Annotated in this window: 14 protein-coding genes; 5 read left to right on the top strand and 9 right to left on the bottom strand. The window is 63.7% G+C overall.

Annotation, left to right across the window (positions count from 1 at the left end):
• Nucleotides 1-48: 48 nt before the first annotated feature.
• Nucleotides 49-1,524, bottom strand: a complete 1,476-nt coding sequence (locus tag BRAS3843_RS13665) for a protein adenylyltransferase SelO (RefSeq protein ID WP_008969498.1) — start codon at nucleotides 1,522-1,524, stop codon at nucleotides 49-51.
• Nucleotides 1,525-1,712: 188 nt separating this feature from the next.
• On the opposite strand from BRAS3843_RS13665, the gene aspS reads away from it, so the two are divergent.
• The gene (gene aspS, locus BRAS3843_RS13670) at nucleotides 1,713-3,503 is read left to right on the top strand and encodes an aspartate--tRNA ligase (RefSeq protein ID WP_008969499.1); all 1,791 of its coding nucleotides are present in this window, start codon (nucleotides 1,713-1,715) and stop codon (nucleotides 3,501-3,503) included.
• Nucleotides 3,504-3,518: 15 nt separating this feature from the next.
• Here the strand turns inward: aspS and BRAS3843_RS13675 are convergent, their stop codons facing one another.
• The gene (locus BRAS3843_RS13675) at nucleotides 3,519-4,367 is read right to left on the bottom strand and encodes a metallophosphoesterase (protein WP_008969500.1); all 849 of its coding nucleotides are present in this window, start codon (nucleotides 4,365-4,367) and stop codon (nucleotides 3,519-3,521) included.
• A 529-nt stretch (nucleotides 4,368-4,896) separates the two neighbouring features.
• Here BRAS3843_RS13675 and BRAS3843_RS13680 point away from each other — a divergent pair.
• Nucleotides 4,897-6,453, top strand: a complete 1,557-nt coding sequence (locus BRAS3843_RS13680; protein ID WP_008969502.1) for an ABC transporter substrate-binding protein — start codon at nucleotides 4,897-4,899, stop codon at nucleotides 6,451-6,453.
• A 186-nt stretch (nucleotides 6,454-6,639) separates the two neighbouring features.
• Nucleotides 6,640-7,086: a hypothetical protein gene (locus BRAS3843_RS40695; RefSeq protein ID WP_139024849.1), complete on the top strand. Its 447-nt coding sequence runs from the start codon at nucleotides 6,640-6,642 to the stop codon at nucleotides 7,084-7,086.
• Nucleotides 7,087-7,187: 101 nt separating this feature from the next.
• Here the strand turns inward: BRAS3843_RS40695 and BRAS3843_RS13690 are convergent, their stop codons facing one another.
• Nucleotides 7,188-7,520, bottom strand: coding sequence for an avidin/streptavidin family protein (locus tag BRAS3843_RS13690; protein WP_244425289.1), 333 nt, complete (start codon nucleotides 7,518-7,520; stop codon nucleotides 7,188-7,190).
• Nucleotides 7,521-7,654: 134 nt separating this feature from the next.
• A complete protein-coding gene (locus tag BRAS3843_RS13695; RefSeq protein ID WP_008969505.1) occupies nucleotides 7,655-8,008 on the bottom strand; it encodes a cupin domain-containing protein in 354 nt (117 codons plus the stop codon).
• A gap of 192 nt (nucleotides 8,009-8,200) precedes the next feature.
• On the opposite strand from BRAS3843_RS13695, the gene BRAS3843_RS13700 reads away from it, so the two are divergent.
• A complete protein-coding gene (locus BRAS3843_RS13700; RefSeq protein WP_008969506.1) occupies nucleotides 8,201-8,989 on the top strand; it encodes an outer membrane beta-barrel protein in 789 nt (262 codons plus the stop codon).
• 147 nt (nucleotides 8,990-9,136) lie between these two features.
• Here the strand turns inward: BRAS3843_RS13700 and BRAS3843_RS13705 are convergent, their stop codons facing one another.
• The 3 genes from BRAS3843_RS13705 to BRAS3843_RS13715 form a co-directional block, all read right to left on the bottom strand.
• Nucleotides 9,137-9,694, bottom strand: a complete 558-nt coding sequence (locus BRAS3843_RS13705) for a sterol desaturase family protein (protein ID WP_008969507.1) — start codon at nucleotides 9,692-9,694, stop codon at nucleotides 9,137-9,139.
• Between the two features lie 231 nt (nucleotides 9,695-9,925).
• Nucleotides 9,926-11,104 carry a cytochrome P450 gene (locus BRAS3843_RS13710; protein ID WP_008969508.1) on the bottom strand — a complete coding sequence of 393 codons (1,179 nt, stop codon included), beginning with the start codon at nucleotides 11,102-11,104 and terminating at the stop codon, nucleotides 9,926-9,928.
• An 81-nt stretch (nucleotides 11,105-11,185) separates the two neighbouring features.
• Nucleotides 11,186-11,977 (bottom strand): helix-turn-helix transcriptional regulator, encoded by a 792-nt coding sequence (locus BRAS3843_RS13715; protein ID WP_008969509.1) that lies wholly within the window; start codon nucleotides 11,975-11,977, stop codon nucleotides 11,186-11,188.
• 193 nt (nucleotides 11,978-12,170) lie between these two features.
• On the opposite strand from BRAS3843_RS13715, the gene BRAS3843_RS13720 reads away from it, so the two are divergent.
• On the top strand, nucleotides 12,171-13,319 hold the full coding sequence (locus BRAS3843_RS13720) for an ABC transporter substrate-binding protein (RefSeq protein ID WP_008969510.1): 1,149 nt from the start codon (nucleotides 12,171-12,173) through the stop codon (nucleotides 13,317-13,319).
• Nucleotides 13,320-13,328: 9 nt separating this feature from the next.
• Here the strand turns inward: BRAS3843_RS13720 and BRAS3843_RS13725 are convergent, their stop codons facing one another.
• A complete protein-coding gene (locus BRAS3843_RS13725; protein ID WP_008969511.1) occupies nucleotides 13,329-13,988 on the bottom strand; it encodes a TadE/TadG family type IV pilus assembly protein in 660 nt (219 codons plus the stop codon).
• Between the two features lie 10 nt (nucleotides 13,989-13,998).
• The gene (locus BRAS3843_RS13730; RefSeq protein WP_008969512.1) at nucleotides 13,999-14,553 is read right to left on the bottom strand and encodes a TadE/TadG family type IV pilus assembly protein; all 555 of its coding nucleotides are present in this window, start codon (nucleotides 14,551-14,553) and stop codon (nucleotides 13,999-14,001) included.
• Nucleotides 14,554-14,556: the final 3 nt, after the last annotated feature.

Here is a 14,556-nt window from a genome sequence, read left to right on the forward strand (position 1 = left end):
ATGCTTGCGCGCGCGTATCGCGATGGTGGAGGCGCGGTTAACGGGTCCTTAAGTGCCGCAGAAGGTCTGCAGCACCCGCTCCTCCGGCTGTGGTGGCTCGGCATAGGCCGCGTAGGTCGGCTGGTCCTCGTAGGGCTTGGCGAGCACGGCGATCAGCTCCTCGAACGGCGTAAAATCGTTGTCCCGCACCGCGGCGGCGATGACCGCCTCGATCCGGTGGTTGCGCGGGATGAAGGCCGGATTGACGCCGCGCATCGCGGCCTGCCGCTCGGCCGGCGCCTGGTGCTCTTCGGCGAGACGTTGCCGCCAGCGCGGCGCCCATTCGTCGAATCCGGCGGGATCCTGGAACAAGGCCCGCACCTTGCTGTCGTCCCCGTCACCCGCGGCGTCGCTGAGTCGGCGGAAGGTGAGGGTGAAATCCGCCTGGCCCGCAGTCATCGCATCGAACAGGGCCTGCGCCAGCTGCTGGTCGCCCTCGCGTTCGGTCGACAGGCCGAGCTTGCGCCGCAGGCCGGCCTGATGTGCCGCCGTGAACTGCTCGGCAAAGCCGTCGAGCGCGGCCTCGGCCTGCTTGATTGCCGTATCCTTGTCGTCGTCGAGCAGCGGCAGCAAGCACTCCGCGAACCGGGTCAGGTTCCAGAGCCCGATCCGGGGCTGGTTGGCAAAGGCATAGCGGCCGAACTCGTCGATCGAAGAGAACACCTGCTTCGGATCATAGGCGTCCATGAAGGCGCAGGGACCGTAGTCGATGGTCTCGCCTGCGACCGAGGTATTGTCGGTGTTCATGACCCCATGGATGAAGCCGACCAGGAGCCACTGCGCGATCAGCCTGGCCTGGCGTGTGATCACGGCGTCCAGCAAGGCATGGTAGGGCCGCTCGGCGGACCCGATTTCGGGATAATGCCGGGCGATGACATGATCGGCGAGCTGGCGCACCGCTTCGGTGTCGCGACGGGCGGCAAAGTACTGGAACGTGCCGACCCGGATATGGCTGGAAGCCACCCGCGTCAGCACCGCGCCCGGCAGGGCGCCTTCGCGATACACCGCCTCGCCAGTCATGACCGCGGCGAGCGACCGCGTGGTCGGGATTCCCATCGCGTACATCGCCTCGCTGACGATGTATTCGCGCAGCACCGGGCCGAGGGCCGCCCGGCCGTCGCCGCGGCGGGAGAATGGCGTGGGACCGGAGCCCTTGAGCTGGATGTCGCGGCGGATGCCGTTTTTGTCGACGACCTCGCCGAGCAGGATGGCACGGCCGTCGCCGAGCTGCGGAACAAAGTGCCCGAACTGGTGTCCGGCATAGGCCATCGCGATCGGCTCGGCGCCTTCGGGCACGCTCTTGCCGGCCAGGATCTCGGCGCCCTCAGGCGTCTCGAGCTCTTTCGGATCGAGCTGCAGCTCCTCGGCCAGCATCCGGTTGAGCTTGATCAGCCGCGGGGCGGCCACGGGCGTCGGCGCGACGCGGGCGAAGAAATTGTCCGGCAGCGCCGCATAGGAGTTCTGGAACGGGAAATGCACGGTCATGACGGTAAAGATAGGCGCGCTGCGCCTGCTTTTCGAGCCCAAAGGGCGTTCAACTGGGCTTTCTCGCGCCAGCTCATTTTCGCAGCACGGTTGCCGCAACGGACCGGCTCGGCTAAACCGGCGCGCGCCGGCTGCGCCCCTGAGGGGCTGCGCCGATTCCTTGCCCCGACAGCCTTTTCAGGACGACCATGCATCGCTACCGGACCCATACCTGCGGCGCGCTCCGCGAGAGCAACATCGGAGAGACGGTGCGGCTGTCCGGCTGGTGCCATCGCATCCGCGACCATGGCGGCGTGCTGTTCGTCGACCTGCGCGACCATTACGGCATCACCCAATGCGTGGTGGACCCGGATTCGCCGGCGTTCGCTCTTGCCGAGAAGCTGCGCTCGGAATGGGTGGTCCGCATGGAGGGCAAGGTGCGTCGCCGGCCCACCGGCGCGGATAACAAGAGCACCGACAATGACGAGCTGCCGACTGGCAAGATCGAGCTCTACGTGTCCGACATCGAGGTGCTCGGACCCGCGGACGAGCTGCCGCTGCCGGTATTCGGCGAGCAGGAATATCCCGAGGACATCCGGCTGAAGTACCGCTTCCTCGACCTGCGCCGCGAGAAGCTGCACGCCAACATCATGCGCCGCATGGCGATCATCGACTCCATGCGCCGGCGCATGAAGGAGCAGGGCTTCTTCGAATTCCAGACCCCGATCCTGACTGCGTCCTCGCCGGAAGGCGCGCGCGACTTCCTGGTGCCCTCGCGCATCCATCCCGGCAAGTTCTACGCGCTGCCGCAGGCGCCGCAGCAGTACAAGCAGCTGCTCATGATGAGCGGCTTCGACCGCTACTTCCAGATCGCGCCGTGTTTCCGCGACGAGGACCCGCGCGCCGACCGCCTGCCGGGCGAGTTCTATCAGCTCGACGTCGAAATGAGCTTCGTCACGCAGGAGGACGTGTTCGCGGCGATGGAGCCGGTGATCCGTGGCGTGTTCGCGGAATTCGCCGACGGCAAGCCGGTGACGGAGGTGTTCCCGCGCATTCCGTTCGCGGAAGCGATCCGCAAATATGGCTCCGACAAGCCTGACCTGCGCAACCCGATCGAGATGGCCGACGTCTCCGAGCACTTCCGCGGCTCCGGCTTCAAGGTGTTCGCGCGGATGCTGGAGGACCCGAAGAACCAGGTCTGGGCAATCCCGGCGCCGACGGGCGGCTCACGCGCCTTCTGCGACCGCATGAACTCCTGGGCGCAAGGCGAGGGTCAGCCGGGTCTCGGCTACATCATGTGGCGCGAGGGCGGCGAGGGCGCTGGTCCCTTGGCCAACAACATCGGCCCGGAGCGCACCGCTGCGATCCGCACTCAGCTCGGTACCAAGGAGGGCGATGCGGCCTTCTTCGTCGCCGGTGATCCCGACAAGTTCTGGAAGTTCGCAGGCCTCGCCCGCAACAAGGTGTCGGACGAGCTGAACCTCGCCGACAAGGAGCGCTTCGCGCTCGCCTGGATCGTCGATTTCCCGATGTACGAGTACAACGAGGACGACAAGAAGGTCGACTTCTCGCACAACCCGTTCTCGATGCCGCAGGGCGGCCTGGACGCGCTGCAGACCCAGGACCCGCTGACGATCAAGGCGTTCCAGTACGACATCGCCTGCAACGGCTATGAGATCGCCTCCGGCGGCATCCGCAACCACAAGCCGGAAGCGATGGTGAAGGCGTTCGAGATCGCTGGCTATGGCGAGCAGGATGTGGTCGAGCGCTTCGGCGGCATGTACCGCGCCTTCCAGTACGGCGCGCCGCCTCATGGCGGCATGGCGGCCGGTGTCGACCGCATCGTGATGCTGCTGTGTGGCACCACGAACCTGCGCGAGATCTCGCTGTTCCCGATGAACCAGCAGGCCGTCGATTTGCTGATGGGCGCGCCGTCGGAGGCAACGACCAAGCAGCTCCGCGAGCTGCACATCCGGACCAACCTGCCGAACAAGGGCTAGGCGCCGGAACGCCGGTCAGTCTGCGTCTGGTGGGGGCGACGGCGGCATGTCGCGCAGGAACGGATAGCGGCCGTGGCCCTTGATCGCGGCGAGATCGTGCGAGACGAGGCCGACGGGCCGTTCGATGGTGACCTCGACGGCGGCTTCCGAGAAATCGAGCACGGTGAGCCCGCAACGGTCGTCACCGCCATGCGCCTGCGGGGCGGCGAAGGCGACAGCCGGCACCCAGAGGTGCCGCTGGTTGCCGACCATGCGGTCGCGATGTTGATGCAGGTGACCGCTGACGATCAGGCGAACGTCGGAGCGATCGAGCCTGTCCAGCAGCCGGGCCCGAGCCCGCGGCCCCATGCATGAGGGGCTTTCGGCATCCTCGGTCGGATCGTCGAGAAAGAGGGGCTTGTGCAGGAACAACGCGGTCGGCCGTCCGGCGGTGCTCAACTGCTGGTCGAGCCAGTGATCCTGCACAGCTTCCCGTGCGAGCCCCGAGCCGAACAGTTGCGCGTCGACGCCGATCAGGCGCCAGCCTCCGACATCGAGCGCCCAGCGATCCCCGCCAAAGCAGCGGTCCCAGCGCGCGAGCCTGTTATCATCGATGATCTGGTCGGGGTCCTGACCGGGCGGCTCGTCGCCGACGTCATGGTTGCCGGGCAGGGCCATGACACGCCCGCGCAGCTTTGTCAGCGCTGTCGCGGCGAAGGCAATCTCGGCGTCGCTCTCGGGTCCATTGATCGCCAGATCACCGTTGACGATCACCGCATCGGGCTCCGCCGCGTTGGCGAAGTCGCGCGCGACGCACCAGTTCTCCCAGAAGAAGCCATGTGTCGGCGACAGGTGGATGTCCGACAGGACGATGATGCGAGTCATGCCAGCGTCCTAACCAAATCCCTTTCGGAGAGCCTAAGATGCCGAAGCGACAGTGGTATGAATGTCGACGACATCAGGCAGTTGGGACGGCCCGCGATGGTCGGCGCGTCTCACCAGTGCAAGGTGACCCAGCCTTTAAAGCGTCCTTGCACGTTGTATCTTCCTGCGTCAGCGGTGGTTAAGACTGGAAGAACTTAATCCCCTTGTTCGGATCGCGTGCGAGCAGCACCGGACGCTTCTGATTATCGCACGCATTTTATCGAACCTCGCGCGAGGCTGACTGCCAAGCAGCGGGGCAAACCGCTGATTCTGAGTAACAATCGATCAAGCTCATTGTTAGTTCGGCGTCTTGAAAGACGGAGCTCAAACGGCCGGCAACGTTGCGACCAACAAATTTGTAACGATCCTGTTCAGCCCGCGGCAACGGCGCAATGGATTGCTTTCGGTAATGTGCCTGTTCTTAATATGCAGGCCATCTGAATGATGTAGTGAACATAGCCAACCAATCAGAAGAAAACGGAAAGCTCAAATGACGGTTCGCTGGTCTGTGCTCCTTCTCGGAACTTGCTTCGTGGTGCCTATGGGCTCCGCTCTTGCCGCTCCCGCCGATGTTGTTCGCGATCTCGCCTCTCGCGTCGGTCCGATCGTCGGTCAGGCCTCGACCTGCCAGAACATTGCGCAGGGACGCGTCCAGACCATCGTTGACCAGTTCGGCGAGGTCATCCGCCAGGCCTCGTCGAGCAACGGCGAGCGCGATCTGCTTGTCCGCAGCTTCAACGGATACATCGCCGACGGCCGCAGCCGAGTGGCTGCCTCGCAGGTGAACTGTCAGATGGCGGAACAGCAATTGGCGGAGCTCGAGCGGTCGCTCAGTCAGCAGCAGTCGGCGGCTCCCGTCATCCCCTTCACGCTGGCACCCTCAACCGCGGCGGCCTCGACGCAGCCCACCGCCAAACTGCCGCCACCCCTTCCGCACGGCGTCAGCGACACCGAGATCCGTTTCGGCACCGTCATCCCCTTTTCCGGTGTCCGCAAGGAGCCCGCGCGCCAGATGAAGCTCGGCATCGAGACGGCGTTCAACCGCGCCAATGACGCCGGCGGAATCAACGGCCGCAAGCTGAGGCTGATTGCCGCCGACGATGCCTACGATCCCAGTCGAACGCTTGCCGCGATGACGCAGCTCTACGAAAAGGATCAGGTGTTCGGCTTCATCGGCAACATGGGCACGGCCAACAACGCGGTCGCGATCCCCTATGCGCTGGAGCGCCGCGCGCTGTTCTTCGCGCCCTATAGCGGCTCGGCCGTCGTTCGCCACGATCCGCCCGACCGTTACGTCTTCAACTATCGCGCGAGCTACGCCGAAGAGACCGCGGCAATCGTGCACTACCTGATGAAAGTCCGGCGCATTCCGGCCAAGCAGATCGCTGTGTTCGCGCAGAACGATGCTTACGGCGACGACGGCGCCAACGGCGTCGCCAAGGCGTTCCGCTCGCTTGGCATCAATGATCCGATCATCCGCTACGGCTTTCCCCGCGGCACGCTGGAGGTCGACGAAGCCGTCAGCAAGCTGAAGGCGCAGACCAAGCCGCCGATCAAGGCCGTGATCATGATCGCGACCGACCGCGCGGCCGCGAAATTCATCGAAAAGACCCACGACGCGGTTCCGGGATTGATCTATGCCAACATCTCGGCCGTCGGGTCCTCGTCGCTCGCCGCCGAGCTGACGCTGCTCGGCCCGAAATACACCGATGGAGTCATCGTCACGCAGGGCGTTCCATCGGTCGCCGGCTATTCGAGCCTCGTGCTCGACTATAAGACTGCGCTGGCAAAATACTTCCCCGGCGAAGCGCCGGACTACACCTCACTCGAGGGTTTCATCTCCGCGAGCATCCTGATCCAGGCGCTGAAGCAGACCACCCCGCTCGAAACCGAGCGGCTGGTCGACACGCTGGAAGCGATGCGCAGCATCGATCTCGGCCTCGGCAGCGCGCTGTCATTCGGACGCGCTGAGCACCAGGCGTCGCACAAGATCTGGGGCACCGCGCTCGACGAGACCGGCACCTACCAGGCCATCGAGCTGGAGTGACGTGCGAGGCGCCCGGCGGACCTGATGCAAGGGGCGCCTGCGGGCGCCCCTTCGCAGTTCCAGTACGTGCGACCCTCCGGCCTGCGGCCGTATTGGCTTTGCGGCGCAACATCGAAAACAGGCGACCTCCATCGAAACCAACCCTGAGCCGCACGGTTGAACCGCATTCTCGTGGAGGGATGAACCATGCGCGTTTCAACAGCGGCAACCGTCCTGTTCCTGTCCTCTGGTCTTGTCTCCGGGGCGGCGTTCGCCCAGCAGGCGCAGACAACGCCGGGGACAAGCCAAGCCCAAACCACTCCCGTCCAACCGGAACGCACACCCCAGCAGTCAGATCAAGCGCGCGAGCGAGACCGTCAAAGTGCCGAAGACACGCGGGTCAACCGAGACTGGACGACGCAACAGCGTGATGAGGATCGCATGGGCATGGATCGCATGCGCCAGCACCGCATGGGCCGTATGATGGATCAGGATATGGATCGTCGCACCACCGGTCAGAACTGGCGAATGCAACGCGGCGACGAAGATACGGATCGCCGCTCGCGGTACTTTGATGAAGATCGACCCTATCGCCGCGTCAAGATTTGCTACGAATACGAGAACGGCGACGAATTTTGTCGCTACCGCGACTAGATGAGCGGCGACATCGTTGCGCTGTAGCAGGGCAAAAGCGCGCAACGCGTTCGTGCTTGATATCCGGGCCATCCACGCCCCGTTTCTCCATCGGTGGGACCTCACGCGCGTTCGAACGTGTCCGCATTGGTCATGACGGCGTGCGGCCAGCTCGGCTTGTTTGCCACGACATGCCATACGGTCTGCAGCTGCCCTTCGACCAGCCGGCCGCTGAAAGTCGCGATCGCGCCGTCCGCCGCGTCAGAGGTGCAGAACGCAAAGCCGATGCAATTGCCACTGTGAACGCCGATGACCGGCCGTACGTCACCGAAAAAGCTGCTGTCGCGCAGGGCCGTCTCGAACGTACCGGCAATCTGGCTGGCCTCGTCACGCGTAATCCGCAGTATCGACCCGTACTGATTTTTCCAGGTTCCGAGCCATTGCATCGGGATCATTCCTCCCGTCGCTGATAGGACGGACTTGCGAAAGCCCCCGGCGTTTTGCTGCACCCATTTTCCACTACGGACGAATAGGGCGCAACTCAAACGTCGGAGAGCTTCGTGCACTCAGGCAGTTCGGCGCCTGTCCATCACGCCAGGATGCGCGGTGCGGCTGTGGCCTTGTCGCCGCTGTTCGGCGTTCCCGTTGGCTCAATCAGCAGGATGTGTACCTCCTCATGCGCGACGGGCCGGTGCTCGACGCCCTTGGGCACGACGAACACCTCGCCAGGGTTGAGCGTGACGGTGCGATCTCGCAACTCGATGTGGAGCGTGCCCTTCAGCACCAGGAAGAAATCATCGGTGTCGTCATGCTTGTGCCAGTGGTATGGCCCCTCGAGCTTGGCGACCATGATGTCGTTGTCGTTGTAGATGGCCACCGTGCGCGGGGAGAAGCGTTCGGTGAACGTCGTGAGCTTTTCGGCGAGATTGGCAGGAGCTTTCATTGCGCAAGGCCTGACTGCAGGGTTCAAAGTCGTCGCCCGTTTGGGGACGGACGACATCCCAGCGTGTTGGAGTTCAGCAACACATGTTCCAGAATTGGAACTTGACCACGCGTTGGTATGGCGCGCGTCATAAGTCTCTGTCACAACGTGTTACCGCTTGTTGCTATCTTATTCACGTTGGTGGAGCTAGGAATGCGCCGGGTTGTAGTGATTGGGTTTGGCATGACCGCGGTTGTGGGTCTTGCCAACGCGGCGTTCGCCGCTGATTTGCCTGCCAAGGTCTACACCAAGGCGCCGGTGGCCGCGCCAATCTACAACTGGGGCGGCTTCTATATCGGCCTCAATGGCGGCGGTGCCTCCAGTCGCAACTGCTGGAATCTCACCAATTCGCTGGGCACCCCGATTCCCAGCGCGCCGAGCGTGGGCTGCCACGACGCCACAGGTGCTGTGGCCGGCGGCCAGATCGGCTATCGCTGGCAGATCACCAATTGGGTGTTGGGCCTGGAAGCCCAAGGGGATTGGGCCAACCTGAAAGGCTCCAACACGAGTACGATCGGGACCTTTGGCGGCTTCCCGTTCGCCAACCAGACCAAGATCGACGCGCTCGGCCTGTTCACCGGCCAGGTCGGCTACGCCTGGAACAATGTGCTCTGGTACTTCAAGGGCGGCGCTGCCGTCACCCACGCCAAGTACAATGGCGTGGTGCAAACACCTGTCGGAGCTTTCCCGGCTGGGTTTGCGTTCGATCAGGCCACCGAGACCCGTTGGGGCGGTGCGGTCGGGACCGGTGCTGAATTCGGCTTTGCGCCGGGTTGGTCGGTTGCGATCGAATACGATCATCTCTTCATGGGTAGCAGCAGTTCGAACCTCTACAACACATCCGGAAGGTTCGATCGGACCCAGAGCATCAAGCAGGACGTCGACATGGGGACCGTCCGCGTGAACTACACGTTCGGCGGTCCGCTGGTCGCGAGGTATTGAGAGCAAATATAGTCGTTTGCGCCTGAAGGCCGAATCTCAAGGGCCCGAGAAGGGGATCAGGCTCGAGAGCGTCTGGCCCCGTCTCCCGAGCGCTGGACGCGCCGAAACGGAATTCGGTGAGCGAAGGTCGTCAGAAGCGCGGCGGCCCTATGCATCGCGCGGCCGCGCGCGTCCCGACGCCAGGACAGTGCCAAAGACGTGATCCCAGAACCCGGTTACGACGCCGAAATTGCCGGGAATGGGGTCGCGATGGTGACGGAGATGGCGGAGCCGGCAGCTCCGCAGCCAGGAATGTTCCGAAAGCTGCCAGCGATGAACGGCATCGTGAACCAGCAGATACGAGATGTAACCGACGATCAGGCCGCTTGTGCTCCCGCCTGCAATCTCGAGGTCCGCGAAGCGCGCGACCACGGCAAAGAATGACAAGAAAACAACCACGCTGACCCAGATCGGCGCCCCGACGAGGTCGCAGGGCCGCGCATGGTGCATGCCGTGGAGCTCCTTCAGGACAGGGACTTCATGGTAGACGAACCGGTGCACCAGATATTCGGCAAGCGTCCAGAGCATCGCTCCACACAAGGCGGCGAAGAGCCAACGCGGGTGCAATGCAAAGCCGCTGCTCTCGACATCGTAGAGCAGAAGGCCGGCGACGATGATCGGGTAGATGAACAGCTCGGCGTAGTAACTGATCTTACTATGATTCACGTCGTCCCCACACGCAACATAACGGACAGTGCGCGCCCCCAAGGAGATCAGCCGCAGGATTGGCGATCGCCGGCATCAACGTCCGTTGAAGACCTTGGTCTTGGGCACTGGATAGCGGAGTCGTGCGGCAGCAGCGTGACTGGACCAGACGTTCCGATGTCTACATAGCGAGCGCAAGCTGCAAGGGATTTGCGGACACGGAACGCGAGCGCCGTGACGTGCCAACCCCGCTCAATTCCGGCTTGCGTCCCACGTCACCGGCAGGTTCAGCAGTCCGCGGAAAGCCCAGCCGCCGATGCGGACCGGCTCGGTCTCGCTGATGCGCAGGTTCTTCAACCGCGCAAAAAGGGTCGGCAGCGCGACGTCAGCAATCATCGCCCGTGACGCCCAGGCGCCGGCGCAGAAGTGCGGACCGGCACCGAAGGCGATGCTCTTGGAGGTGTCGCGGCGGATATCGAACCTGTCGGGATCGGCAAAGTGGGTCTCGTCGCGGTTGGCCGAGCCGAACATCAGGAATACGCGCTCCTCCGGCGCGAAGGCGACATCCCGGATGATCCAGGGCTTTGCGATCCGGCGCGGCGACATCCCGATCGGCGAGATCCAACGGGCATATTCCTCGAAGGCCTGGATCCAGGGCACATACCCCTCGCGCGCCAGTGCCAGCTGATCGGGGTGGGTGAGAAGCGCCCAGACGGTGCCTGCGATGGCATCGCGCGGCTCGTTCTGGCCGCCGCTGATCGCAAGCTTGATGTTGGCGCGGACGCTCTCGATCGGCATGCCGGAGGCGAGCATGACGCCCAGCAGGCTCGCGTCCGGCGTCTTGGTCAGCACCGGCAGCATCTCGTCGATCGCGGCATCGATGCCGGCAGTGGCGGCGTGGCAGCGCGCTTCGACCGCGCCGTCGCCGGTGTAGTTGGCAATGCCGTCGATCATGGCCTGCGACCACGCATTCATGTCCTGAAATCGCATGTTGGTCAGGCCGGTGATCAGCTTGAGGCACTCGGCCGAGAACGGCATCGCGAAATCCCGCACCAGATCGACGTCTTCAGACGGATCCATCGCGTCGATCAGGCGATCGGCGTGCGCCTGGAACTGCTGCAGCCAGTGCAGCCTGACGGCTTTGGGCGAGACCGCCGGCGCGATCGCCTTGCGCTCGGCCATGTGCGCCTCGCCGTCCTTGCGCATCATGTTGTGGCCCATCAGCCGGTTCATCAGCCCGCCCGGCTGATGCGAGCTGAACACGTCGATCTGCTTCTCCGAGACGAAGATGTCGTCGCGGCTGCAGAGCAGGGTGCTGCCGAGCTGCGGCACGAAGGCGATCGGCGCCTCCCGCCGCATCCGCGCCAGCGCAGGGTAGGGGTCGGCCCAGAACGCGGCGACGTCGATATCGATCTGGGGAGCTGTGCTCACGGGCGGGCCTCCGGTCTGACCCGGGTGACGGTAAGCCGCAATGCTTACGTCGTCTGTCCCCGTGATTGGGGACAGCATGTCTCAATTGAGCGGAGGAGGGCTCGCCATCAGCCGCAGAGCGATCCCGAACAGTTCGTTCTGTGAGGCGATGTTGAGCTTCTGATAGGCGCGCTTGCGATAGGTGAAGGTCGAGTTCAGGCTGATGCCGAGATCGGCCGCGATGGCTTCGGAGCTGTAGCCGGACAGGATGCGCAGGCAGACCGCCTTCTCGCGCGAAGTCAGACTGGCGAGCGGCTCATGCGCCGCAAACAGCGCCGCCAGCTTCTGGGCCGGATCTGCCGCCGGAGCATCGGCCTGAAAATGCCGCGCCACGGCTGCGCTGACCAGGGGAGCAACCGTTCCGAGGCGCTGCCGCTCGTCGGCGCGGAAGCAACCTTGTGGGGCGGTCCGGTAGAAATTGACGTAGTAGCAGGCGCTCCCTGCCCAGATCGCGCAAGCCACTTTGTCGACGATCTCGGAGCTTTCGAAGAACAGCTTCCGATAGGCTCTCGCGTACATGCGGCGCGCGAAGCTCGGCAGCATGATGTGCCGGCAGCCCGACCTGGCGGCGAAGATCGCATCCCGGTTCGGGTCGGCGACGTGGAAATGCTCGGAATAGGCGGCCCCGAGGTCGGGGCCGATGCCGATATTGCCGACGCTCAGGGCCCAGCGCGCCGAGCGCTCGTCGTCGAACGCGAACACCATGCAGTGGCCGACGTTGGCCACGGCACCGAGCGCCTCGATCAGGACTTGCGGAAACGAGCTCTGCCCAATGGCGAGAACGACCGGGCTGACCGCGCCGGCCGCATCGATGAAAGCTCCTCGAGCTTCCATGCCTCTTCCTCCCGAATGGATCGTTTGAGCGAAGGCTAGCAGCAACGATGGCCGCTTGGAAGCGCGGGCCAGCCCGGGATGTCACCATCCACGGGGACAGACGCGAGCAGCCCGGACCGGTTAGCCTGGGCCGCTTGCAAGCGCTGGCCACATCAACGCGCCGACAGCGGCAGGCGAACGGGGAGGAACCGCCATGAGGCTCGGTCTGGCTGGACTATGCATGCTCGCAGCAATCGCGCTTGGCGCGTCCTGTGCCCGAGCCGAGATCAAGGTCGGTATTGTCGTGTCTGCGACCGGGCCCGGATCGGCGCTCGGCCAGCCGCAGCTCAAGACTGTTGCTGCGCTGCCAAAGGAGATCGCAGGGGAGACCATCACCTACATCGTGCTCGACGACGAGTCGGACAGCGTGAAAGGGCTTCAGAACGCGCGGCGCCTCGTCATCCAGGACCGCGTCGACGTTCTCATCGGCTCGTCGCTGACCCCCGTCACCATGCCGATGCTGGACGTCGCGCTCGAAAGCAAAACGCCGCTGTTGTCGATGGCGGCATCGACCGCGATCGTGCAGCCGATGGACGACAAGCGCAAATGGGCCTTCAAGGTGGTTCCGAACGACGACCTCATGGCCAAGGCCATTCTCAAGCACATCGTCCGATCCGGCATCAAGACGCTCGGCTATATCGGCGTCTCCGACGGCTATGGCGAAGGCTACTACCAGGAGATCAGCCGGCTGGCGCCTGAGCTGGGACTGACGATCACCACGCATGAAGTCTATGCGCGCGCCGACACCAGCGTAACCGGCCAGGCGCTGAAGGTGATCTCGACCAATCCGGAGGCGGTCTTCATCGCGTCCGCAGGCACGCCGGCGGTGCTGCCACAGCAGGCGCTGCGTGAGCGCAACTACGCGGGCAGGATATTCCAGACCCACGGTGTCGCCACCCAGGAGTTCATCAACCTCGGCAAGGACAACGTGGAGGGCGCGGTGTTCGCCGGCGAGGCCTTCTCGATTGCGGATGATCTTCCCGCCGACAGCCCGTTCCGGCGCGCCACCGAAGATTTCGTCTCGGCCTACCAGGCTGTGAACGGCAGTAAGCCGAACATCTTCGCCGCGCATCTGTGGGATACTGTGGCGCTGTTGAAGCGGGCCATCCCCGTCTCGCTCAAGGCTGCATCTCCCGGGACCGCGGAGTTTCGCGCGGCGCTGCGCGACGCGCTCGAACGCAGCAAGGACGTTTATCTCAACAACGGGCTCTCGAACATGAGCCCGACCGATCACAACGGCTACGACGAGCGCTCCGCCTTCCTGATCAAGGTCGAAGGTGGGAGATTCCGGCTGGCGCAGTAACCGGTAGCGCTAGCAGCTCTTCTGCTGTATATGCTGGATACAAGTGCAAGTGGTCGTCGACGTCCTGCTGTATTTGACGTCGTAATAGGGAAAGCTCGACGTGCTGGGACTGTTGGTCGAGCAGCGCGGAAACAGATAATAGCTGTCTGACAGCCTCACGTTGCCCACGACCCCGGAACCGAGATTGGGCTTGTAGCTATAGAAGACCTCGGCCAGGATCAGCGAGATGTTGGCGTTGACCGGCGTGGTGTCTGAGGTGAACGCCGATAGCGTCATCTGCTGATTGACAGGCCTCGCGCCCGTCGAACTGGTTGACTCGCTCCATTGCACGGTCGCATTGCCATTGCTGTCGGTCGAGACTTCGGACACCGTGACCGTAATCAGCGAGCCATTGCTGTCCGTAATCGGATAGGGCGCCATGATTGCCGTGGCAGCTCCTAGAATGGCTTGCATCCGGGTCCCGGAGACCTGCGTGTTCTGGGCAATCATGTCGGCGACGCTGTGCGACGTTTCGCTGACCTTGACGTTGACGGCCAACCCGTTCCCGAGTTCGACGCCGCCGAGGAGAAGCAACAGCATGAAAGGCAGCACGATCGCGAACTCGGTCGCCGCCACCGCTCTGACGTCGGTCCACAGGTCCCGCACACGGAATGACAGGCCGGCGAGCATAGTAAACTCCTTAAGAGGACGGCTCATTCTGGAAGGCGGCGGAAGCCATGATCAGCCGGTTGCCGCTGGAGATGTTCGAGAGGTTGAAACCGAGCGGTCCCAGCATGACCGGCCAGATGTACATCACCCGGAGAACGACGATATCGCCGGCCGTGCCGGGATTGAATTGCATATTGTTGACGTTTCCTTGGGCGTCATAGCTCGGCGTGAGCAATGAGGTGTCAGCTGTCGACCACGCATTGGCAACGCGCAAGTCGACCATCAAGCCGCTGCAGTTGAAGAAGATGCGGATCTTAGTGCAGACCTGCTGCTGGAATACGGTCTGAGACATGTTCTGCGTCTGCACCTGTCCGGTTTTGACAAGGCGCGCGGATTGAATCACGACCTCCTCCAGCAGCTCCTGAGCGAAGAAGACCAGGAACGTCTGAAACAGCGCGATGATGAGTGCCAGAAATGGCGCGGCAACCAGGGCGAATTCGACGGCGGTGGCGCCCTTGCTGTCCCTGAGGAACGCGGCGCAGCTGTTTCCGCCTCCGTTCTTTGATACGAGGTCCGGTTCAGTCATGGG

This window comes from Bradyrhizobium sp. STM 3843 (assembly GCF_000239815.1).
Taxonomy (GTDB): Bacteria; Pseudomonadota; Alphaproteobacteria; order Rhizobiales; family Xanthobacteraceae; genus Bradyrhizobium.